Here is a 21,559-nt window from a genome sequence, read left to right as displayed (position 1 = left end):
TCATCGAGGACAGGGGGGACCAATCATGCCGAGCCCGGCAGGCTGTCACCGTCCAGCATGCTCACCGAACGGCTACGAAGAAGGTAACGGGGGGGATCAGAACGGGACGTTGCCCGCGCTGCAGTACGAGCCGGGGGAGTGCACGCCGTGCGCGATGCGCAGTTCGGCCTCGTCGTCCTCGCTCGCGAGCGGCGCGATCTCCACGGGGACGTTCCAGGCGAAGGGCTCCTCCGTCGGCTCGCGTCGCGCGCGCTCGCGCAGGGCGACGGGCACCAGCCGCAGACGGCGGTCGACCCACTCGGCATCCCACGGGCCCTCCGCCGCGATCTGGCGCGCCGAGCGGAACTCGTAGTAGATCGTGCGGCGCAGGCGATTGCCCTGCACGGCCTCGCTGCCGTGGACGATCATCACGTCGTGGACCAGGACGTCACCGGGCTCGAGCTCGACCTGGATGACGCCGGGCGCATCCCACCCGTACTCCTCCTGCAGCTGGCAGACATCGACCGGCGCGAGGTGCGAGCCGGGCGCGACACGCAATGCGCCTTCGCCTGCACGCGAGGCGTCGAGGTACACGTCGATGTTGAAGATGCGGTGGGTCCGGGGGTGCACGGCGTCCTGGTGCCAGTCGATCGCGGCGCCGTCACCGGCGTCCTTGAAGACGAGCGACTCGTAGGTCGGCACGAAGTCGGCCCCGGCGAGGCTCTCGGCGATCCCGAGCACCGCGGGGCTGCCGAGCAGCTCGAGAGACGCCGACCGCCCCTTGCCGTGCAGGTAGTCCACGCGGAACATCCGGCGCTCGCCGCCGCGGACCGCATAGTGGTAGTCGACCGCGGCCGGGTCGTCTTCCGTGACGTCGCGCCCGTCCGCGATCCACCCGACGGCGGCGGACTGCAACCGCTCGAGCAGGGGGGCGGGGATGCGGTTCTTCAGGACGAGATAGCCCTCGCGGTCGAAGCGGGCGACCTCCTCGTCGGTGAGGTGGTACTCGCGCCGTGTGGCGCTCGGCGTGGCCAGGGCGGTGGTCATGGGGTCCTCCTTCGGATCGGTGACTTCCAGGCTAGGGCGCAGGATTCCGCAGATCTTCCGCTGGGATGTGACAGACTTCCGGGATCATGAGTTCATTGCACGATGGACGTGTCGAGCGCTCCTCCTTCGGCCTCGCGTGCTGGTCGGGCGACGCGGGCGGCATGACACTCGCGCACCGACACGACGACCTCGAGTTCAACCTCGCCGACACCGACCTCGAATACGTGATCGACGGCCGTCCCCATGTGCTGCGTGCCGGCACCGTCGCCGTGTTCTGGGCGGCCCGGCCGCACCGGCTGCTCGAGGCCCCGACCGCCCGCACCGTCACCTGGCTCACCGTGCCGCTCGGCCAGGCGCTCGCGTGGCGGCTGCCGAAGGTCTTCATGGCGCGGATGCTGCGCGGCGAGGTCCTCGGAACACCTGCCGCCGGCGGCAGGTGTCTGGATGACCTCGTCTCGCGGTGGCAGGACGAGCTCACCCCGGGCGGCGACGCCGTGCGGATCGCCCGCACGGAGATCGAGGCGTTCGCGCTGCGGGTCGCGCAGGCGAGCGGTGCTCTGCATGCGGACGCCCGGCCGGACGCGTCCGGCCCGGAGGCGGCAGGAGCGATGGCGGCATTCATCTCGGAGGAGTACGCGCGCGACATCTCCGTCGCCGACGTCGCGGCCCACGTGCATCTGAACCCGCAGTACGCGATGACCGTGTTCCGCCAGGCACTCGGGATCACGATCGGGGACTATCTCGCGCACTGTCGCGTCGCCGCGGCGCAGCAGCTCCTGCTCGAGTCGGACATGGCTGTCGCCGAGGTCGGCTACGCCGCGGGGTTCCGCTCGCAAAGCCAGTTCTACGACCGCTTCGCGCGCTGGTGCGCTCAGTCGCCCGCCGCCTACCGCCGCTCCCTGCGCCCGGCCTGAACCCGCGCTCGCGAGACTGCACCGGAGCGCCGAGACGTAGGCGATTCCCCTCGGTCTCGGCGCTCGGATGCAGTCCCGCGGATAGGCGGGCGGGGGCGCGCGTCAGGCGGACTCGCGCCAGACGATCTCGCAGTCCAGGAGCGTCTCCCCGGGGGCCGCGTCGCCGCGCAGTTGCGCGAGCACGAGCGCGGCGGCCTCGCGGCCGAGCCCTTCGGCCGGCTGGCGCACGGTCGACAGCGCAGGCAGCGTCCGTCGTGCCCACGCGCTGTCGTCGAAGCCGACCACGCCCACATCGATCGGCACGCGTCGACCCGCGGCGCGCAGGGCTTCCATGGCGCCGGCGGCGACGGCGTCGGATGCCGCGAACACCCCGTCGATGTCCGGGGCGCGCTCCAGCAGTGCCGTCATCCCGTCTCGGCCCGCGGAGTACGAGTACAGCGGCACCGGCTCGATCAGGCCGGGGTCGAACCGGTCGCCGAGGGCGTCGGTGAATCCGGCGAGACGGTCCGAGCCGGAGTCCCGGTCCAGCGCCGCCGCGATCATCCCGACGCGTCGGCGGCCGGTCTCGAGCAGGCGCGAGGTGATCGCCCGTGCCGAGCCGCGGTTGTCGATCACGACGAACGCGGACGAGGAGGCGCCGGGCGGGTGCCCCACGAACGCCGCCGGCAGCTTGAGCTTATCGACCACGCGCGCGACCGGGTCGTTCGCACGGGCCGAGACGATGATCGCGCCGTCGACGGAGCCGCCGGAGAGGTACCGTGCGACGCGGTCGGTGTCGCGCTCGGAGTCCACGATGAGGACCGCCATCTGGTGGTCCGCCTCGGAGAGCGCCGCGTTGGCCCCGAGCAGGATGCCGCCGATGTTGGGGTCCTCCACGAACAGCGAGTGCGGCTCGTGGACGATGAACGCGACGGACTCGGTGCGCTGCATCACCAGGTGCCGCGCGGCGGTGTTCGGGACATAGCCGACTTCGGCGATCGCCGCCTCGATCGCCTCGCGGGCGGATGCCGACACATACGGATCCCCGTTGACGTACCGGCTGATCGTGCCCCGCGACACGCCCGCGACGACGGCGACATCGTGCACGGTGGCACGGCGAGGGCGCCCGGAAGTGGTCGACACGCGACAACTGTATCGGTCGGAGGTGTTGACACACGGGAGTGGGGGTGTCATTCTGTGTACGTTCACAGAAGCTCAGAGATGATCTTCTTCTCCAAAAACTGTGCACGTGCACACACCGACGAAGACGCCGACCGGGAGCCCGCTTGAATCGCTCACTCGCCACGACCGAGCCGAAGCTCGCCCGGCCGCGCTATGAGCACCGGGGCATCGACTTCGGCTGCGACTACAACCCCGAGCAGTGGGACCCCGCCGTCTGGCGCGAGGACGTCGCCCTCATGCGCGAAGTCGGCGTCAGCCTGGTCGCGATCAACATCTTCGGATGGTCCGATCTGCAGGGGCCCGACGGCGGCATCGACTTCTCCCGCCTCGATGAGATCATCGGGCTGCTCCATGACGCGGACATCCGCGTGAACCTCGGCACCGGCACGTCATCGCCGCCGCCGTGGCTCGCCGCGCGGCATCCCGAGATCCTCCCCATGACGATCGACGGCACGCTGCGCTACCCCGGCGGACGCCAGGCCTGGTGCCCGAGCTCACCGGTGTTCCGCCGTTACGCGCTCGACCTGGTCGAGGCCGTCGCCGAGCGCTACGGACAGCACCCCGCCGTCGCCCTGTGGCACGTCTCGAACGAGCTCGGCTGCCACAACGCGCACTGCTACTGCGACGTGAGCGCCTCTTCGTTCCGGCGGTGGCTGCGCGAGCGGTACGGGTCGATCGCGGCACTGAACCGCGCCTGGGGGACCAGCTTCTGGAGCCAGCGGTACACCGACTGGGACGAGATCGGCACGCCGCGCCTCACTCCCGCGACGCGCAATCCCGGTCAGGTCCTCGACTTCTCGCGCTTCAGCTCCGCCGAGCTGCTCGGCCACTACCGCGCCGAGCTCGAGGTCATCCGCCGTCACAGCCGGGTGCCCGTCACGACGAACTTCATGGTCACGGCGCACATCCGCGAGCTCGACTACTGGACGTGGGCTCCCGAGATGGACGTGATCGCCAACGATCACTACCTGGATCACCGGCTCGCCGACCCGTCGTCCGAACTCGCGTTCGCGGCCGACCTCACCCGTGGACTCGCCGGCGGCGGACCGTGGATGCTGATGGAGCACTCGACCGGCTCGGTCAACTGGCAGCCGCACAACCTCGCGAAGGCCCCGGGCCAGATGCTGCGGGACTCCCTGCAGCACGTCGCACGCGGCGCGGACTCGGTGTGCTTCTTCCAGTGGCGCGCCTCGCTGCAGGGCTCGGAGAAGTTCCATTCCGCGCTCATCCCGCACGCCGGCACCGACTCCGCCCTGTGGCGCGAGGCCGTCGACCTCGGCGCCGTCCTCGAGCGCATGGGTGAGGTCGCGGGCACGCGCGTGGTCGGCGACGTCGCGATGCTGTTCAGCTGGGAGGCGTGGTGGGCGACGGATGCCGAGAACCGCCCCAGCTCCGCGGTCTCCTACCTCGATCAGGTGTGGGCGACGCACCGTGCGCTGCGCGAGGCCGGCGCGACCGTCGACATCGTCCGCCCCGGCGCCGACCTCACCGGGTACCGGCTCATCGTCGTCCCGGGCCTGCACCTCGTCCGCGATCACGAAGCGGCCACGCTCGACGCCGCCGTGCGGGCGGGCGCGCACGCGCTCGTCACGTTCTACAGCGGCATCGTGGACGAGGACGACCGCGTGCGGCCGGGCGGCTATCCCGGTGTCTGGCGCGATCTGCTCGGCATCCGCGTCGAGGAGTTCTCGCCGGTCCTGCCCGAGCAGGAGGTCCTGCTCGAGTCCGGGACGCGCGCGTCGCTGTGGACCGAGCGCCTGACCGCGACCGACGCGGACGTGCTCGACCGGTTCGTGGGTGGTCCGGCCGGTGGTCTGCCCGCCCTCACCCGCCGGCGCGGGACGGACGGCGCGGGCGACGCGTGGTACCTCGCGACCCTGCCGGATGGCGCGGGCCTCGCGCGCATCATCGACCAGGCGCTGACCGCCGCGGGTGCCGATCGCGCCGCCGGTGCACGTGCGGGTGTGGACGTGGTGCGCCGGGTCGCGGAGGACCGCAGCTACCGCTTCATCATCAACCACGGCAGCGAAGACGTGCTGCTGAACGCCCGAGGCGTCGACCTCGTCACGGGCGAGACCGCCACCGGGACGATCCGCGTCCCGATGGGGGCCGTCCGCGTGATCCGAGAGGACGCCGTCTCATGACCGCACAGACCGCCACCGAGGTCCTCGTGACCCCGAAAGACCGGAGACGCGCACCGCGTCCGCCGAAGAGCAAGGTGCACCACAAAGGTGCGATCCTCTTCTTCGTCGCCCCGTTCGCGCTGCTGTTCATCCTCTTCTACCTGATCCCGATCGGCTACGCGATCTGGCAGTCGCTGCTCGTCGTCGAGCGCGACGGCACGTTCGGTGAGGCGAAGGAGGTCTTCGGGGGGCTCTCCCAGTACATCCTCGTCTTCCAGAACGAGGCGTTCTGGACCTCGGTCGGCCGGGTGCTGCTGTTCGGCATCGTGCAGGTGCCGGTCATGCTCGGCCTGGCGCTGCTCTTCGCGCTGCTGCTTGATTCCCCGCTGCTGAAGGGCAAGAAGTTCTTCCGGCTGGCCTTCTTCGTCCCTTACGCCGTCCCCGGCGTCATCGCGGCGATCATGTGGGGCTTCCTGTACTCGCCGAACCTGTCTCCGTTCACCGTGCTCACGGGCAACATCGACTTCCTCTCCGCAGAACTCGTCCTCTGGGCGATCGCGAACGTCGTGACGTGGGTCTTCGTCGGGTACAACATGCTCATCATCTACTCGGCGCTCCTGGCGATCCCGAGCGAGATGTACGAGGCGGCGCGCCTGGACGGAGCGGGGCAGTTCCGCATCGCCTGGTCGATCAAGATCCCGATGGTGCGACCCTCGCTCGTCCTCACGGCGATCCTGTCGATCATCGGCACTCTGCAGCTGCTCGCGGAGCCGCAGGTCTTCCGCTCGTTCAGCTCCGCCGTGACGAGCACGTACACCCCGAACATGACGATCTACGCGACGTCCGCGATCCCGAACGTGAGCCTGGCCGCGGCGTTCTCCGTCGTGCTGGCGCTCGCGACCTTCATCCTCTCGTTCACGTTCTTGCGCATCACCCGACGGAAGGCAGAGGCATGACCCGCGTGACGGATGCCGACACCCGCGCGCTGCGGGCGTCCTCGGCGGCGACTCCCAAGGCGCGTGGTCCCCGGGAGAGCATGCTCTCGCGCGGCGTCGCGATGCTGATCATGGTGATCTTCACCCTGTACTTCCTGATCCCGATCTGGTGGCTGCTGGTCGCGTCGTCCAAGGATCGCGGCGACTTGTTCACCACGAACCCGCTGTGGTTCGCAGATTTCAACCTCTGGAACAACATCGTCGCGCTGCTGAACTACGACGGCGGCGTCTACATGCGCTGGATCGTGAACAGCATCGGCTATGCCGGCGTCGGCGCCCTGGTGGCGACGGTGCTCGCCGGAATGTGCGGCTACGCGCTGGCGAAGTACCGCTTCCGCGGTCGCGAGGTCCTGTTCAACGTCGTGCTCGGCGGCGTACTCGTGCCGGCCACGGCGCTCGCGCTGCCGCTGTTCCTCCTGTTCAGCCAGGTGCAGCTGACCAACACCTTCTGGGCGGTGTTCCTTCCGAGCATCGTGAGTCCGTTCGGCGTCTACCTCGCCCGCGTCTTCGCGGAGGCGAGCGTCCCCGACGAACTCCTCGAAGCCAGCCGCCTGGACGGCGCCGGCGAGATCCGGACCTTCTTCACGGTGTCGATCCGCCTCATGCTCCCCGCGCTCATCACGATCTTCCTGTTCCAGTTCGTGGGCATCTGGAACAACTTCTTCCTGCCGCTGATCATGCTGCGCAGCGAAGAGCTGTTCCCGGTGACCTACGGCCTGTACGCGTGGAACTCCACGATCAACCAGTTCCCCGAACTGCGCACCTTCGTCCTGGTCGGCGCGCTGCTGTCGATCATCCCGCTCATCATCACCTTCCTTCTTCTTCAGCGGTACTGGCGCACTGGACTCGGCGCCGGCGCTCTGAAGTGACAGACCCGCCCGGAACCTGCCGGTCGGCCCTTGCAAGTAACCAGCAACGAAAGAGAAATCATGCGTCACATGAAGAAAGCAGCTGGCGTCGCGATCCTCGCGACCGTCGCGCTGACGATGGCTGCGTGCTCGTCCAGCGGTGAGAGCGGAGGCGGCAGCGACGCCGCCGCGTGCGCACCGTCCGAAGGCGACGTCACGCTCACGTTCACGTCGTGGATCCCCGGCATCGAAGACGCCGTGGCGATCTGGAACGACGCGAACCCCGACATCCAGGTCGAGGTCCAGACCGGGCCGTCCGGCAACGCCGGCACGTACCAGAACTTCTTCAACCAGCTCGAGGCCGGCAACGCCCCCGACCTCGGCCAGATCGAATACGACGCGATCCCGAACTTCCGCGTCCAGGACGGCCTGGAGGACCTCGCCGCGTGCGAGGACGTCGTCGCGGCGGAAGACCAGTTCCTGGACTGGACCTGGGGGCAGGTGAGCCTCGGCACCGAGGACGAGGTGTACGGCATCCCGCAGGACCAGGGCCCCATGGCTCTGTTCTACCGCTCGGACCTGTTCGAGCAGAACAACATCCCGGTCCCGACGACGTGGGAGGAGTACAAGTCGGCGGCGGAGCAGATCCGCGCGCTCGGCGGCTACATCACCAACTTCTCGCAGTCCGACATCAACCAGTTCGCCGGTTTCGTCTGGCAGGCGGATGGGCAGTGGTTCCAGAACGATGGCAACGAGTGGACCGTGGAGCTGACCAGCGACGCGTCCGAGACGGTGGCCGACTACTGGCAGGACCTGATCGAGAACGACCTCGTCGCGGTGTACCCGCCGTGGACGGATGAGTGGAACAACGCCTACAACTCCGGCGAGGTCTGGACCTGGAACTCCGCGGTGTGGGGTGCCAACTCGATCGCGAGCGGCGCTCCCGACACGGCCGGCAAGTGGTCGGTCGCACCGGCACCGCAGTGGGCTGCCGGCGACGCCGCAGCAGGCAACTGGGGCGGTTCGTCGATCGCCGTCTTCAAGGGCACCGACCACCTCTACGAGGCGGCCAAGTTCGCGCTGTGGCTGAACACCTCGGAGGAGGCGCTCACGTCGCTCAACGAGACCGCGGCGATCTACCCCGCCACGAAGGCCGGACTCGAACTGCCCGTCCTGCAGGAGGGCGTCGAGTTCTACGGCGGACAGAAGATCTACGACGTCTTCGCCGAAGCCGCCGGCCAGGTCAACCCGGACTTCGTCTGGGGTCCGACGATGACGCAGACCTACGCCGACGTGTCGGACGGGTTCAAGGCCGCGATCGCCGGTGACGGCACGCTCGCCGACGCGCTCGCCGACGGCCAGGAGAAGACGATCGCCGCTCTCGAGGCGCAGTCGATCCCGGTCGCGAAGTAGTCTCTGCGAGTGATCCATCACCTCCGTGCCGCGGGTGTCAGCCTCCTGGTCGACACCCGCGGCACGGGCGTGCCCGCGGTCCTGCACTGGGGTGCCGATCTCGGCGAGCTGACGCCTGCCCAGGCCGAGGCCGTCGCCGCGGCGTCCGTCCCCGCCGTCGGGCCGTCCTCGATCGACCTTCCGTTCCGGCTCTCGCTCGTGCCCACGTGGGGCGACGGGTGGAGCGGCCGGCCCGCACTGCAGGTGTCGCGCGACGCGGCGGGAGCCGACGGCGCCGCGGCCGCGGAACGCGCGCGCACGCCCATGCTGACGCAGCGATCGGATGCCGAGCCCGGTGTCTCCGCCGCCGGTGATCAGTCGCTGCGGCTGGACCTCGTCGACACCGACGCGCACTTCGGCGTCGGTGTGGAGCTGGCCCTGTCGCCGCAGGGCGTGCTGCAGATGCACCTGGAGGTCTCGAACATCGGCACCTCGCCGCTGACGGTCGCGAGGGCGGCGTCCGTGCTGCCGATCCCGGCGCGCGCGGGCGAACTGCTCGACTTCAGCGGCGTCTGGGGCAGGGAACGACGGCCGATCCGCCGGACGCTCGAGCACGGCATCCACAGTCGTGAGGGCCGGCACGGCCGCGGCGGTCACGAGAGCGCCTTCCTGCTGGCGGCCGGAACCCGTGGGTTCGGCTTCGGCGCCGGCGAGGTGTGGGCCGTGCACGAGGCGTGGAGCGGCGACACCGAGCTGTGGGCGGAATCCTCACCGCTCGGGGCGAACGTCCTCGGTGCCGGCGAGCTGCCGGCGCCGGGAGAGATCGTCCTGGCGCCCGGCGAGACGTACACCGCACCATGGACGGTCGCGGTGTACTCCGCGACCGGGCTCGGCGGGATCCCCGACCGGGTCCACCCGTGGGTGCGCTCGTGGTCGACGATCGCGAGGGAACGGCCCGTCACGCTCAACACGTGGGAAGCCGTCTACTTCGACCAGTCGCTCGAGCGTCTCGAACCGCTCATCGAGGCGGCATCCGTCGTCGGTGTCGAGCGCTTCGTCCTCGACGACGGCTGGTTCCACGGGCGGCGCGACGACCACCGCGCTCTCGGGGACTGGACGGTCGACGCCGGGGTCTGGCCCCACGGACTCGGCCCGCTCATCGACCGCGTGCACGCCGGCGGCATGGAGTTCGGGCTGTGGGTCGAGCCCGAGATGATCAGCGTCGACTCCGACCTCGCGCGCGCCCACCCCGACTGGGTCATGGGGCGTGCGGGGGCGAACGAGTGGCGCTTCCAGCGGGTGCTCGACCTCGGCATCCCCGAGGCGTCCGACCACGTCTATGCGCGTCTGGACGCGCTGCTCGCCGAATACCCGATCGCCTACCTCAAGTGGGACCACAACCGCGACCTGCTGGAGGGGTCCTCCCATCGCCAGACCGCGGCGGTGTACGCGCTGATCGATCGGCTGCGGGCTGCGCACCCGCGGGTCGAGATCGAATCGTGCGCGTCGGGCGGCGCCCGCATCGACCTCGGGATCCTGAGACGCGTGGACCGGGTCTGGCCGAGCGACACGAACGATCCGCTCGATCGGCAGGGCATCCACGCCTGGACCTCGCTGATCGTCCCGCCCGAGTACCTCGGCGCGCACCTGGGCGATGCGCGGGCGCATCTGACCGGGCGGTCCGCCGACCTGTCCTTCCGGATGGCGACCGCGCTCTTCGGCAGCGCGGGCATCGAGTGGAACCTCGCCGCCGCGACCGACGCCGACCGGGCTGCGGTCGCGGCGTGGATCGGCGAGTACCGGCGACTTCGGCCGCTGCTGCACGGCTCGCGTCCGGGCGGTGCGCGCGTCGTGCGCGCCGACGGGCCGGACCCTGCGATCGCGGTCCACGGGGTGGTCGCGGGCGATCGGTCGCACGCCGTGTTCTCGGTCGCGGCGCTGGCCGCCACGGCGGCGGCCGTCCCCGAGGCCGTGCGGCTGCCCGGCCTCGACCCGCGGGCGACGTATCGCGTCGCGGTGCTTCCGCTCGCCGGCGATCCCGGGGTGATCCAGGACGCCCCGCCGCCGTGGACCGCGGCCGGCTCCGTGGAGCTCCCCGGCGTCGCTCTCGCCGAGATCGGCCTCCCGATGCCGCTCCTGCTGTCCCAGCAGGCCGTGCTCCTCGAGGTCACTGCGGTCTGATCGGTGCGAAAGCGCGGGGCGAAATCGCGCATTCGGTGACGATCGACCGCGCGAGGTCGCAGAATCGCCCCGCGCTTTCACGTGGACGGCGAGAAGCCCGGCCCGCGTAGCCTGGACTGATGAGCTCCGCGCGCACTGCCCTCGAGATCGCCGACTGGCGCCGCCGCGTCTTCGCGCTGTACGACGCCGTCCGCGCGCAGGACGATCCCGAAGAGGCGCACGAGCTGTGGCGCATCGAGCGAGACGACCTGATGGCGCGGCACCCCGCGACTCCGTTGCTCGAGCCCGCACGCCTGCTGTTCGAAGGCCTCTCGATCGCGCCCTACGACGCCGCGTGGCGGTACGAGCTGCCGATCCTCGAGGCCGAACCCGGTGGGTTCGAGTTCGCGACCGGCACCGACGGGGTGGTCCCGTTCGAGCGGATCGGGCGCGTCGAGATCCCGGATGCCGGCCCCCTCGACGTCTGGCGCCTGATGACGTACGGCGGGGGAGTGTTCATCCCCGTCCGCGACGCCCTCGCCGGGTCGGGGACGTACGGCGGCGGCCGCTATCTGATCGACACGATCAAGGGCGCCGATCTCGGGTCCGACCCCGGCCGCGGCACGATCGTGCTCGACTTCAACTTCGCGTACAACCCGTCGTGCGCATACGACCCGGCCTGGGCGTGCCCGCTCGCGCAGCCGGGCAACGTCCTGCCGATCGCCGTTCCGGTGGGCGAGCTCTACGCCGGCTGAGACGCGCGCGGCAGCAGCGCTTCGCGCACCGAGCGGTGCAGCCAGCGCACGTAGTCGTCGTGCGACAGGCCCGCACCGTCGACGAGCCGCGTGTAGGTCTCGGCCATCGTCAGCACCCACAGTGTCGCCACGAGCTCGTCGTGCGGCACATCGCCGCGCAGCCACCCGCGCGCGTCGAGCAGCGCGAGGGAGGCCGTGAGCTTCGCGCGCACCTCGGTCATGACCGCATTCCATCCCGCGCGCAGTCCGGGATCGGATGCCGACGCCCACGCCATCCAGAGGCGGTGGGAGCGCGCGTTCCACGCGATGATCGAGGCGAGCGACAGGTCGAGGTACTCCTCCACCGTGGCCGCATGCACGAGGGCGTCCAGCTCGCGGTCGGGATCAGCGGCGGTGTCGCCGGTCATCATGGCCCGCACGACCGACTCGATCAGATCGGACTTCGATCCGAGCTTGTGCAGGTATGCCAGCGAGACGCCCGCGGCGGAGGCGACGTCCGCGAGCGTCGTCGCCTCGAAACCGTGCTCGGCGAAGAGGACCGTGGCGGTGTCGATGACGTGCGCCCGTCTCTCGAGCGCGGTGCGCTGTCTTCGGGTGGCGTCATATCGGCGAGGATGCGACATCGTGTTCACATTTCGGTATGGTCGAACAGCACCTAATTCGGGGGGTGCACCCGATTTTCTCACGGACGCCCCGGCATGTCCGCGTCGCGCGTGGGAGCGGGCCCCGCGGCGCGCGCGTGTGGGGGCAGCGCGCGCCGCGGTCTTTCGCCGTGGGTCAGGGCGTGCGGTGCGCCGCGTAGTACTCCAGCAGCGAGCGCGTCGACGCGTCCTGCGCCCCGAGGGCTGCCGCATCGCCCTCGATCGCCGGGGCGATCTGCAGCGCGAGCTGCTTGCCGAGCTCCACGCCCCACTGATCGAACGAGTTGATGCCCCAGATCACACCCTGCGTGAACGTGATGTGCTCGTACAGCGCGACGAGCTGGCCGAGCACGCGCGGCGTGAGGGCGGGCGCGAAGATCGACGTCGTCGGCCGGTTGCCGGCGAACGTGCGCGCGGCGACGAGCGGACCCGTCGTCCCCTCGGCCTCGACCTCCTCCGCGGTCTTGCCGAATGCGAGGGCCTTCGTCTGAGCGAGGAAGTTCGCCAGGAAAAGCCCGTGCACGTCGCGTCCGTCGTCGGTCAACGGGTAGGCGGGGTTCACGAACGCGATGAAGTCCGCCGGGATCAGCCGGGTCCCCTGGTGGATGAGCTGGTAGAACGCGTGCTGTCCGTTCGTGCCGGGCTCGCCCCAGAACACCTCGCCGGTGTCGGTCGTGACGGGCGAACCGTCCCACCGCACGGACTTGCCGTTGGATTCCATCGTGAGCTGCTGCAGGTACGCGGCGAAGCGGCTGAGCTGCTGCGCGTAGGGGAGCACGGCGTGCGTCTGGGCGCCGAGGAAGTTCACGTACCAGACGTTCAGCACACCCATCAGGACCGGCACGTTCTGGGCGAGCGGAGTCGTGCGCACGTGCTCGTCGACATCGTGGAACCCGGCGAGCAGCTCGCGGAACACCCCGGGCCCGAGCGTGATCGCGAGCGACAGACCGATCGCGGAGTCCACGGAGTACCGGCCGCCGACCCAGTCCCAGAAGCCGAACGCGTTCTGCGGGTCGATGCCGAAGGCGGCCACCTTGTCGAGGGCGGTCGAGACGGCCACGAAGTGGTGGGCGACGGCATCCGTCCTGGCCGCGTCGGTCGCCGCGATCGCTCCGGACGCCTCGAGTCCCGCCCACAGCCAGTCGCGCGCGAGACGCGCGTTCGTCAGGGTCTCCAGCGTCGTGAAGGTCTTCGACGCGACGATGAACAGCGTGGTCTCGGGGTCGAGGTCCGCGGTCTTCTGCGCGAGGTCGGTCGGGTCGATGTTGGAGACGAAGAGGGCGCGGATGCCGGCATCCGCGTACGGGCGGAGTGCTTCGTAGATCATCACCGGACCGAGATCCGATCCGCCGATGCCGATGTTCACGACGTGCGTGACCTTCTTGCCGGTCACGCCCCGCCAACCGCCGTCACGCACGCGATCTGCGAAGGCGCTCAGCGCATCGAGCACCTCGTGCACGTCGTGATCGACGTCCTGCCCGTCGACCTCGAGCGGAGGGATCGCTCCGGCGGGCCTGCGGAGGGCCGTGTGCAGGACGGCGCGGTCCTCGGTCGTGTTGATGTGCTCGCCGCGGAGCATCGCGGCATAACGCTCGGCGACGCCCGTCTGCTCGGCGAGGGCGACGAGCGAGCGCAGGATCTCGTCGGTGACGAGGTTCTTCGACAGATCGACGTGCAGGTCGCCGACGGTCCGGCTCAAGCGCTGTACGCGCTCCGGGTCGGCCGCGAACCAGCCTCGGAGATCGGGGTGGAAGGAATCGCGATGGGCGAGCAGCTCGGCCCAGGCGGAGGTGGACGTGGGATCGATCGGAGCGGTCACGTCCCCACGGTAGCGCCGAGAAGGGGGGATGACGATGTCGGAGATCGGTGTGACCATGGCAGGAGGTGTGGACTTCCGGGCCGGCCCAGGGCTCGGTGCGAACGAGAGGCTTTCGATGACGGAGCAATCGGACAGTGCGGCGTCGCCGGCGGGTGCGCCCGCGCACGTTGCGCAGCACCAGCCGGGCCCGCGCACGATGCGCAGCTTCTACCAGGTGCTCGCCAACACCGCGATCGCGAACATCACCTCGAGCTACCTCTGGTGGGCGCTGACGTTCTGGGCGTACCTCGAGACGAAATCCGTGCTCGCGACCTCGATCATCGGCGGGTCGTACATGCTGCTGGTCGCCGTCTTCGGAGTCGTGTTCGGCGCGCTCGTGGACCGCATGAAGAAGAAGGCGGTGATGGTGCTCTCGAGCACGATCACCCTCACGACCTATCTGCTCGCGGGCGCGCTGTACCTCTCGTTCCCCGAAAGCGTCCTGGTCGACTGGGGCGGGCCGTGGTTCTGGGTGTTCGCCGGGGTGATCCTGATCGGCGGTGTCGTGGAGAACCTCCGCAACATCGCGCTGTCGACGACGGTCACCCTTCTCGTGCCGGCTGAGCGCCGAGACAAGGCCAACGGCCTGGTCGGGGCCGTGCAGGGCATCGCCTTCATGGTCACGAGCGTGTTCTCCGGACTCTCCGTCGGGCTCCTCGGCATGGGATGGACCGTCGTGATCGCGATCGTCGCCACGGCGCTCGCGCTCCTGCATCTCCTTTTCGTCCGCATCCCGGAGCGCGGCGTCGCACACGTCGAGGGCGGGACGCCGAAGCTCGACTTCCGCGGCATCATCCCGGCGGTGATGGTGGTCCCCGGCCTGCTCGCGCTCATCCTCTTCTCGACGTTCAACAACCTCGTCGGCGGGGTGTTCATGGCGCTCATGGACCCCTACGGCCTCACGCTGTTCTCGGTCGAGATGTGGGGCATCGTCCTCGGTGTGACCAGCGTCGGCTTCATCGCCGGCGGGTTGATCGTCGCCCGCTTCGGTCTCGGCAAGAACCCCTTGCGGACGATGCTGCTCGTCAACATCGGCATCGCCGTGCTCGGCATCGGGTTCGTGATCCGCGAGTTCTGGTGGCTGTACGCGCTCGGCATCCTCGTCTTCATGGCGCTCATGCCGATCGCCGAAGCCGCCGAGCAGACGATCATCCAGCGCGTGGTGCCTTTCGAGAAGCAAGGGCGCGTGTTCGGCTTCTCGGCGAGCGTCGAGTCGGCCGCGGCGCCGGTGTCGGCGTTCATCGTGGGCCCCATCGCCCAGTTCTGGCTCATCCCGTTCATGGCGTCCACGCAAGGGCAGGACACGTTCGGCTGGCTTCTCGGCGACGGGGAGGCGCGCGGAATCGCGCTCGTGTTCGTGATCGCGAGCCTGGTTCTGCTGGTGATCGTGCTCCTCGCCTTCTTCTCGCGGCCCTACCGGCAGCTGTCCGCGGCGTACGCCGCAGCCCCGCCGTCGCTGGAGACGGATGCCGCGGAGGAAAGTACCGAGACGGCGATCGGCGACGCGGGCGAGGGGTTGCGTTCCAGCGTCCGCTGACGGCCTCGGTCCGCGCCCAGGGCGGTGTGCCAGGCTCGCAGTATGACGTCAGAGAATCCCTACGCGGCGCGCCCGTGGCTCGCGGCCTACGCCCCCGGCGTGCCCGACACGATCGACGAGGTCACCCAGACCCTCTCCGACATGATCGAGGGCAGCATCCGGAGCCATCAGAAGGCGCCCGCGCTGGAATTCTTCGGTGCGCGCACGACGTACCGCGAGCTCGGTGAGCAGATCGAGCGCGCCGCGGAGGGGCTGCGCCGGCTGGGGGTGACCCACGGCGACCGGGTCGCGATCGCGCTGCCGAACTGTCCGCAGCACGTCGTGGCGTTCTACGCCGTGCTGCGGCTCGGCGGGATCGTCGTCGAGCACAACCCGCTCTACACCGCCCGAGAGCTGCGTCACCAGTTCGAGGACCACCAGGCGCGCTTCGCGATCGCGTGGGACAAGGTGTACGACACGCTGGACGGGTTTCCCGCCGACCTGAAGCTCGAGCGCATCGTGAGCGTCGACATCACCGAGGCGATGCCGTGGACCACCCGGGCGGCCCTACGGCTACCGGTCGCGAAGGCCCGGGAGGCACGGGCGGCGCTGACCGCGACGCCGCGTGCGAAGAAGGTACTCGCGTGGCGTTCGCTCGTGGACGGCCGACGGCTCAGCAAGCGGCATCCGCGCCCCGTCCTCGATGACATCGCGCTCCTGCAATACACGAGCGGCACGACGGGCACCCCCAAGGGGGCGATCCTCACACACCGCAACCTCCGCGCGAACGCGATGCAGGGGCGCGCCTGGGTGCCGGGCCTGCACGAGGGCGAGGAGACCTTCTACGGCGTCCTCCCGCTCTTCCACGCGTACGGCATGACGCTGTGCCTCACGTTCGCGATGAGCATCGGGGCCAAGCTCGTCCTGTTCCCGAAGTACGACGCGAAGCTCGTCACGGATGCCGCGAAGAAGTCCCCGCCGACCTTCCTGCCCGCCGTCCCGCCGATCTACGACCAGCTCGCCCGCGCGGCCGAGCGCGGCGAGATCGACCTGACCTCGGTGCGGTTCGCGATCTCGGGCGCGATGAGCCTGCCGGTGGACACCGTGGCGCGGTGGGAGGAGGTGACCGGCGGACTGCTGGTCGAGGGTTACGGGATGACCGAGACCTCCCCGGTCGCGCTCGGAAACCCGATCGGACCGTCCCGGCGTCCCGGCACCGTCGGTGTGCCGTTCCCGAGCACGGACATCCGGGTCGTGGACCCCGCGGACCCGCACACCGACTTGCCGTTCGGGGAGGCGGGCGAGCTGCTGATCCGCGGGCCGCAGGTGTTCCAGGGCTACTGGCGGCGACCGGCCGAGACGGCGGACTCACTCCTGCCGGGCGGCTGGGTCCGCACGGGTGACATCGTCACGGTTTCGCCCGACGGGTTCGTCACGGTCGTCGACCGGCTCAAGGAGATCATCATCACCGGCGGCTTCAACGTCGCCCCGACCGAGGTCGAGGCGGCGCTGCACGCCCACCCGGATGTGCTCGAGGCGGCCGTCGTGGCGCTCCCGCGCGCCGGCGGCGAGCAGGTCGTCGCGGCGGTCGTGCTCCGCGAGGGGGCCGTCCTGGACCCGGAGGCGCTGCGCGAGCACTGCAAGCAGCACCTGGCGGCCTATAAGGTGCCGCGGCGCTTCTTCCAGGTCGACGAACTGCCCCGGTCGCTCATCGGCAAGGTGCTGCGCCGCCAGGTGCGCGAGCAGCTGCTGCGCGACGGCGACTGACCCGGCCGCCGGCGCCCGGCGCTTCCCTGCCACTCGCGAGAGGGCAGTTATGTAGGGTTTCTGCGGCGTGTCGCCCTACATTTCTGCCCTTTCGCGAGCGGCAGGAGGGGTCAGAGCGCGGGGGTGCGCGGGGGTGGGGTGCGGCGCGGGCGCAGCGACTCGAAGCCCGCGGCCCAGCGCAGCAGCTCGGTGTCGGAATACGCCGGACCCGCGAACGTGAGGCCGACCGGCATCCCGATGTCGGCCATCGTGCCCATCGGCACCGTCACGGTCGGGATGCCGAGGTGGCGGATCGCGAGGTTGCCGTTCGCGACCCACACCCCGTTGCGCCACGCCGCGATCGCGGACTCCTCGTTCACGTCGGCATCCGCCGGACCGACGTCCGCGACGGCGGGGAAGACCACTGCGTCCAGGCCGAGTCGGGTCATCCACTCCTCGAGGTCGATCCGCCGCGTGCGCTCGAGCCCCTCGAGCCCCGCGCGGATGAGCGCCGCGAGCGACCCGTTGAGCGGATCGGACATCCCGTTCGCTCGGGCGCGCGTCACGTACTCCGAGATGTCGATGTCGAACGAGCCGTAGCGGTCGGGGAGGGCCCCCTCGGGATGCGGGAAGATCTTCGGCCCGTCCACTTCGGCCAGCGACGACAGGCCCGGCTGCCCGTTCGCGGCGAGGAAGTCGTGCCAGGACCACATCGACAGGTCCCAGATCTCGGCGTCGAAGAATGAGCTCGGCACGATGCCCCGGTCGAAGATCGACGGCGCCCCGGCGCGGTCGGCCTCGTAGTTGCTCACCACCGGGAAGTCGACGACGACCACCTCGGCGCCGGCTGCCTCGAGATCGTCCCGGGCCTGAGCCCACAGGTCGAGCACCGAGGCGCGCGGCTCGATGCGCTGCCCGGTCGATGCGCCGATCCCCGGTCCCGTACCGGCATCCGGATCCTCGCCGAGGTACATCGCGGGGATGCCGAACCTCCTGCCCGCGAGCGCCGACGAAGCCCCGTCCGCCAGGGCGGGGTACGACGACGGCCGCACGGTCGACGAGCGGGGGATCGGCACCCAGGGCTGCACGCGCCAGAAGTCGCCGCGCGTCTCGTCATCGTCGGCGACAATCACATCGAGCACCTCGAACAGGTCCGCCATCGAGCGGGTGTGCGGGACCACGACGTCCATCGTCGGCACGAGCGGCCAGTTTCCGCGCACCGAGATCACGCCGCGTGACGGGGTGTACGCACACAGCGCGTTGTTCGACGCGGGCGCACGGCCGCTGGACCACGTCTCCTCGCCGAGCCCGAACGCCGCGAACGACGCGGCGGTGGCGGTGCCGGAGCCGTTCGACGAGCCCGAGCCGAACGCCGAGGTCAGGAAGTCCGCGTTGTACGCGCTCTCCGCCCGGCCGTAGAGCCCGCGCTGCATGCCCCCGTTCGCCATCGGCGGCATGTTGGTGAGCCCCACGAACACGCACCCGGCCGCGCGCAGGCGCTCGATCGAGAACGCGTCTCGCCGTGCGACGAGGTCGGCGAACGCGGGCGAGCCCGATGCGACGGTCCGCCCGCGCACCATGTAGCTGTCCTTCGCCGTGTACGGGATGCCGTCCAACGGGCCCCGGAGCGTCCCGGACGCGCGGCGCATGTCCGACGCCTCCGCCTCGGCCCGGGCGTCGGGATTCAGCTCCACGATCGCGTTCAGGCGTATGCGGCTCTGGTCATATCTCGCGATGCGCGCGAGATAGGCGTCCAGAAGGCTGACCGCGGTCTCGTCTCCGGCGTCGAGTGCGGCGCGCAGATCGGCGATCGAGGCCTCGACGACGTTCATCGGCCGGCCCGTGGCTGCTGCTGGGTGATGCAGTGGATGCCGCCGCCCCGCTGCAGGATCGGGCGGGCGTCGATCGTGACCAATTCCCGTCCGTAGGCCTCGGCGAGGATCGCGGCGGCGCGCGCGTCCGCCTCCGGTTCACCGTAGCCGCACGCGATCACGCCGCCGTTCACCACCAGATGGTTGGCGTAGTTCCAATCCACGAATCCGTCCTCGTCCCGCAGCGTCGCCGGCGCGGGCAGCTCGATGATCTCGAGGTGCCGGCCGGCGGCATCCGTCGCCTCTTCGAGCACGGCGCGGATCTGCCGCACGACGCCGTAGTCGGGGTGGGCGGGATCGTCCTGCCAGTGCAGCAGCACGCGGCCCGGCGCGGCGAACGCGGCCACCATGTCGACGTGCCCGCGGGTGCCGGCCGATTCGTAGTCGCGCGTGAGCCCGCGCGGCAGCCAGATGACCTTCGTCGCACCGATCGTGCGCTGCAGCTCCCACTCCACGCGTTCCTTCGTGGCGTACGGGTTGCGGCGCGGGTCGAGCTGCACCGTCTCGGTCACGAGCACCGTCCCCTCACCGTCGACGTGGATGCCGCCGCCCTCGTTCACGAGCGGGGACGGCAGGTGCGTCGCCCCGGCGAGGCCGGCGACGGTCGCCCCGATGCGGTCGTCCCGCTCCCACGTGGCCCACGCGTTCGCGCCCCAGCCGTTGAAGGTCCAGTCGACGGCGCCGAGCGCGCCGGCCTCGTCGAGGACGAAGGTCGGGCCGATGTCGCGCATCCAGAAGTCATCCAGCGGCGCGATCTCGATCTCGACGTCGGCGGACAGGCGCGCACGCGCCTCGGTCACGGCCGAGGGGTCGACGACCATCGTCACGGGCTCGAAGCGCGCGGCCGCGTTCGCGACAGCCGCCCACGTGTCGCGGGCCTCATCCGCCGAGTCGGCGTCGTCGCCGAGCGTGTTGCCCACGCGCGGGAAGGCCATCCAGATGCGCTCCTGCGGCGCGAATTCTGCGGGCATGGTCCAGGTCATCGGGTGCTCCTCACGGGCTCGCGGTCGGCGATGCTCTCATTGTGACGTTCGGGGTGCACGGGCGCACCGGGGGAGAATGCGGCCGCCGGGCCAGCGGCGCCGGGGCGGGCGGCGGGGTCGCGGTACGGCTGCATCGTGCGCCACAGCAGGGCGTAGACGGATGCCGCCAGCGCCGGCCCCGCGATCGAGGACAGGTCCGCGCCGCCGAGCGCGGCCGAGATCGGTCCGGTGTACAGCGTCGTGTTGACCATGAGCACCGCGACCGTGGTCGCGAGCACCATGGCGATCGTGCCAGGGGCGAACCAGCCGCCCGTGTACCAGAACGGGCTGCGGCGGCTCGTGTCGTTGAGCGCCACGCCGTCGTAGCGTCCACGACGCAGCACGATGTCGATCGCGTAGATCGCCACGAGCGGCCCCATGACGGCGACGGCGATCTCGATCGCGTAGCTCAGGGTGTCCAGGAACCGCGGCGCGCCCCACAGCAGGTAGCCGGCGAGCACCGCGGCGACCACGCCGACGATGACGACCGAGACGGCTCGGCGGATCCGGGGGACGAACGCCTGCGCGTACAGTCCGGTCGAGTACGAGCACAGGACGTTGTTCGCGAGCGTGCCGACGATGATCGCGAGGAGGAACACGGGGTAGAGCCAGGCCGGGATGATCTCGGCGATCGCCGTCTGCGGGTCGGTCATGTCGATCGCGGTCGCGGCGAGCACGCCCATCGCGGAGATCAGGACCGAGGGGACGAACCCGCCGAACGCGGTCCAGAGCACGATCGCGCGGCGCGACGTGGCGCGGGGGAGATATCGCGAGTAGTCGGCGCTCGTGCCCCAGGACAGCGGGCCGGACGCCACGATCGTGAAACCGAGCAGCAGGAGCGCGATGTTCTCCGTGGCGGGCAGCGCTTCCGGGGTGTACGACCAGTCGGTCGCGCCGATCACGAACACGGCGACCGCGGCGAAGCACAGGCCGACTGCGACGGAGAGGTACCCGCTGAGCTTCTCGATCGTGGCGTGCCCGAAGACGCTGACGATCAGACTCAGCGCCGACACGGCGACCAGCAGCAGCACGGCGAGGGAGTCGGGCACGACCACGCCGACGCTCGCGAGCAGCGCCTGGCTGGCGAGCGTCGTGAACGCCAGGTTCAGCACGATGTAGAACAGACCGATCAGGACGCCGAGTCCCGATCCGAACAGCGCGTTGCCGCGCACGCCGAACATCGCGCGCATGATCATGACGCTCGGGGTGCCGGCGGCCGGACCGCTGACGGCGATCCAGCCGATCACGAACCACCACAGGTTGCCCAGCACGCACAGGGCGAGGGACTCCCACAGGCCGAGTCCGAGCAGCATGAGGATGCCGCCGAACACGAAGTTGAGGTACAGCACGTTCGCCGCCGCCCAGATTCCGAACAGCGAGCGGGGCCGGCCGTGGCGCTCGGCATCCGGGATGCAGTCGATGCCGCGGGTCTCGATGTGACCGGCGACGTCGCCGGTCCGCGCGGTGATGCTCATGTCATCCGCTTTCGTTGCCATTAGTATTGATCAAGCGATCAATAGACCAGACGGTA

16 protein-coding genes are annotated in these 21,559 nt (G+C 70.2%); 9 read left to right on the top strand and 7 right to left on the bottom strand.

Annotated features, from left to right (window positions below):
• Window positions 1-96: 96 nt before the first annotated feature.
• On the bottom strand, window positions 97-1,026 hold the full coding sequence (locus AB0P18_RS15855) for a phytanoyl-CoA dioxygenase family protein (protein ID WP_363360825.1): 930 nt from the start codon (window positions 1,024-1,026) through the stop codon (window positions 97-99).
• An 86-nt stretch (window positions 1,027-1,112) separates the two neighbouring features.
• Between AB0P18_RS15855 and AB0P18_RS15850 the strand changes: the two genes are divergently transcribed.
• The gene (locus tag AB0P18_RS15850; RefSeq protein WP_363360824.1) at window positions 1,113-1,940 is read left to right on the top strand and encodes a helix-turn-helix domain-containing protein; all 828 of its coding nucleotides are present in this window, start codon (window positions 1,113-1,115) and stop codon (window positions 1,938-1,940) included.
• A gap of 102 nt (window positions 1,941-2,042) precedes the next feature.
• Here the strand turns inward: AB0P18_RS15850 and AB0P18_RS15845 are convergent, their stop codons facing one another.
• Window positions 2,043-3,062, bottom strand: coding sequence for a LacI family DNA-binding transcriptional regulator (locus AB0P18_RS15845; RefSeq protein WP_363360823.1), 1,020 nt, complete (start codon window positions 3,060-3,062; stop codon window positions 2,043-2,045).
• A gap of 143 nt (window positions 3,063-3,205) precedes the next feature.
• On the opposite strand from AB0P18_RS15845, the gene AB0P18_RS15840 reads away from it, so the two are divergent.
• From AB0P18_RS15840 to AB0P18_RS15815, 6 genes are all read left to right on the top strand, one after another.
• Window positions 3,206-5,245 carry a beta-galactosidase gene (locus tag AB0P18_RS15840; RefSeq protein WP_363360822.1) on the top strand — a complete coding sequence of 680 codons (2,040 nt, stop codon included), beginning with the start codon at window positions 3,206-3,208 and terminating at the stop codon, window positions 5,243-5,245.
• Window positions 5,242-6,180, top strand: a complete 939-nt coding sequence (locus AB0P18_RS15835; protein WP_344055608.1) for a sugar ABC transporter permease — start codon at window positions 5,242-5,244, stop codon at window positions 6,178-6,180. The genes AB0P18_RS15840 and AB0P18_RS15835 overlap by 4 nt, the downstream gene beginning before the upstream one ends.
• A complete protein-coding gene (locus AB0P18_RS15830; RefSeq protein WP_363360821.1) occupies window positions 6,177-7,088 on the top strand; it encodes a carbohydrate ABC transporter permease in 912 nt (303 codons plus the stop codon). Before AB0P18_RS15835 ends, AB0P18_RS15830 begins: the two co-directional genes overlap by 4 nt.
• A gap of 60 nt (window positions 7,089-7,148) precedes the next feature.
• Window positions 7,149-8,480, top strand: a complete 1,332-nt coding sequence (locus AB0P18_RS15825; RefSeq protein WP_363360820.1) for a sugar ABC transporter substrate-binding protein — start codon at window positions 7,149-7,151, stop codon at window positions 8,478-8,480.
• A gap of 9 nt (window positions 8,481-8,489) precedes the next feature.
• A complete protein-coding gene (locus tag AB0P18_RS15820; protein ID WP_363360819.1) occupies window positions 8,490-10,640 on the top strand; it encodes an alpha-galactosidase in 2,151 nt (716 codons plus the stop codon).
• A gap of 119 nt (window positions 10,641-10,759) precedes the next feature.
• The gene (locus tag AB0P18_RS15815; RefSeq protein ID WP_363360818.1) at window positions 10,760-11,374 is read left to right on the top strand and encodes a DUF1684 domain-containing protein; all 615 of its coding nucleotides are present in this window, start codon (window positions 10,760-10,762) and stop codon (window positions 11,372-11,374) included.
• Here AB0P18_RS15815 and AB0P18_RS15810 read toward each other — a convergent pair.
• Entirely contained in the window at window positions 11,362-11,997 is a 636-nt protein-coding gene (locus AB0P18_RS15810; RefSeq protein ID WP_363360817.1) for a TetR family transcriptional regulator, read from the bottom strand. The two genes, AB0P18_RS15815 and AB0P18_RS15810, sit on opposite strands and share 13 nt — an antisense overlap.
• A gap of 154 nt (window positions 11,998-12,151) precedes the next feature.
• Window positions 12,152-13,834, bottom strand: coding sequence for a glucose-6-phosphate isomerase (gene pgi / locus AB0P18_RS15805; RefSeq protein WP_363360816.1), 1,683 nt, complete (start codon window positions 13,832-13,834; stop codon window positions 12,152-12,154).
• Window positions 13,835-13,949: 115 nt separating this feature from the next.
• Between pgi and AB0P18_RS15800 the strand changes: the two genes are divergently transcribed.
• Both AB0P18_RS15800 and AB0P18_RS15795 read left to right on the top strand, forming a co-directional pair.
• The gene (locus tag AB0P18_RS15800; protein ID WP_363360815.1) at window positions 13,950-15,410 is read left to right on the top strand and encodes an MFS transporter; all 1,461 of its coding nucleotides are present in this window, start codon (window positions 13,950-13,952) and stop codon (window positions 15,408-15,410) included.
• 42 nt (window positions 15,411-15,452) lie between these two features.
• A complete protein-coding gene (locus AB0P18_RS15795; RefSeq protein ID WP_363360814.1) occupies window positions 15,453-17,156 on the top strand; it encodes a long-chain-fatty-acid--CoA ligase in 1,704 nt (567 codons plus the stop codon).
• 110 nt (window positions 17,157-17,266) lie between these two features.
• Here the strand turns inward: AB0P18_RS15795 and AB0P18_RS15790 are convergent, their stop codons facing one another.
• Genes AB0P18_RS15790 through AB0P18_RS15780 form a run of 3 tightly spaced genes read right to left on the bottom strand, consistent with a single transcriptional unit; the run spans window position 17,267 to window position 21,503 of the window.
• Window positions 17,267-18,967, bottom strand: coding sequence for an amidase (locus AB0P18_RS15790; RefSeq protein WP_363360813.1), 1,701 nt, complete (start codon window positions 18,965-18,967; stop codon window positions 17,267-17,269).
• The gene (locus AB0P18_RS15785) at window positions 18,964-19,989 is read right to left on the bottom strand and encodes an agmatine deiminase family protein (protein ID WP_363360812.1); all 1,026 of its coding nucleotides are present in this window, start codon (window positions 19,987-19,989) and stop codon (window positions 18,964-18,966) included. Before AB0P18_RS15785 ends, AB0P18_RS15790 begins: the two co-directional genes overlap by 4 nt.
• On the bottom strand, window positions 19,986-21,503 hold the full coding sequence (locus AB0P18_RS15780; protein WP_363360811.1) for a cytosine permease: 1,518 nt from the start codon (window positions 21,501-21,503) through the stop codon (window positions 19,986-19,988). The genes AB0P18_RS15785 and AB0P18_RS15780 overlap by 4 nt, the downstream gene beginning before the upstream one ends.
• Between the last annotated feature and the right edge of the window lie 56 nt (window positions 21,504-21,559).

It is taken from the genome of Microbacterium sp. NPDC064584 (assembly GCF_040687315.1).
GTDB classification, from domain to species: Bacteria; Actinomycetota; Actinomycetes; order Actinomycetales; family Microbacteriaceae; genus Microbacterium; species Microbacterium lacus.
Note: the sequence above shows the minus strand (reverse complement) of the source record. Positions and strands in the feature narration are given on the sequence as shown.

Excerpts from the sequence above, each read along its gene's own strand:
- AB0P18_RS15810 (WP_363360817.1), bottom strand. The coding sequence starts at position 11,997 with ATGTCGCATCCTCGCCGATATGACGCCACCCGAAGACAGCGCACCGCG.
- AB0P18_RS15825 (WP_363360820.1), top strand. The coding sequence starts at position 7,149 with ATGCGTCACATGAAGAAAGCAGCTGGCGTCGCGATCCTCGCGACCGTC.
- AB0P18_RS15785 (WP_363360812.1), bottom strand. The coding sequence starts at position 19,989 with ATGACCTGGACCATGCCCGCAGAATTCGCGCCGCAGGAGCGCATCTGG.
- AB0P18_RS15800 (WP_363360815.1), top strand. The coding sequence starts at position 13,950 with ATGACGGAGCAATCGGACAGTGCGGCGTCGCCGGCGGGTGCGCCCGCG.
- AB0P18_RS15815 (WP_363360818.1), top strand. The coding sequence starts at position 10,760 with ATGAGCTCCGCGCGCACTGCCCTCGAGATCGCCGACTGGCGCCGCCGC.
- AB0P18_RS15855 (WP_363360825.1), bottom strand. The coding sequence starts at position 1,026 with ATGACCACCGCCCTGGCCACGCCGAGCGCCACACGGCGCGAGTACCAC.
- AB0P18_RS15850 (WP_363360824.1), top strand. The coding sequence starts at position 1,113 with ATGAGTTCATTGCACGATGGACGTGTCGAGCGCTCCTCCTTCGGCCTC.
- AB0P18_RS15795 (WP_363360814.1), top strand. The coding sequence starts at position 15,453 with ATGACGTCAGAGAATCCCTACGCGGCGCGCCCGTGGCTCGCGGCCTAC.
- AB0P18_RS15780 (WP_363360811.1), bottom strand. The coding sequence starts at position 21,503 with ATGAGCATCACCGCGCGGACCGGCGACGTCGCCGGTCACATCGAGACC.
- AB0P18_RS15835 (WP_344055608.1), top strand. The coding sequence starts at position 5,242 with ATGACCGCACAGACCGCCACCGAGGTCCTCGTGACCCCGAAAGACCGG.
- AB0P18_RS15830 (WP_363360821.1), top strand. The coding sequence starts at position 6,177 with ATGACCCGCGTGACGGATGCCGACACCCGCGCGCTGCGGGCGTCCTCG.
- AB0P18_RS15790 (WP_363360813.1), bottom strand. The coding sequence starts at position 18,967 with ATGAACGTCGTCGAGGCCTCGATCGCCGATCTGCGCGCCGCACTCGAC.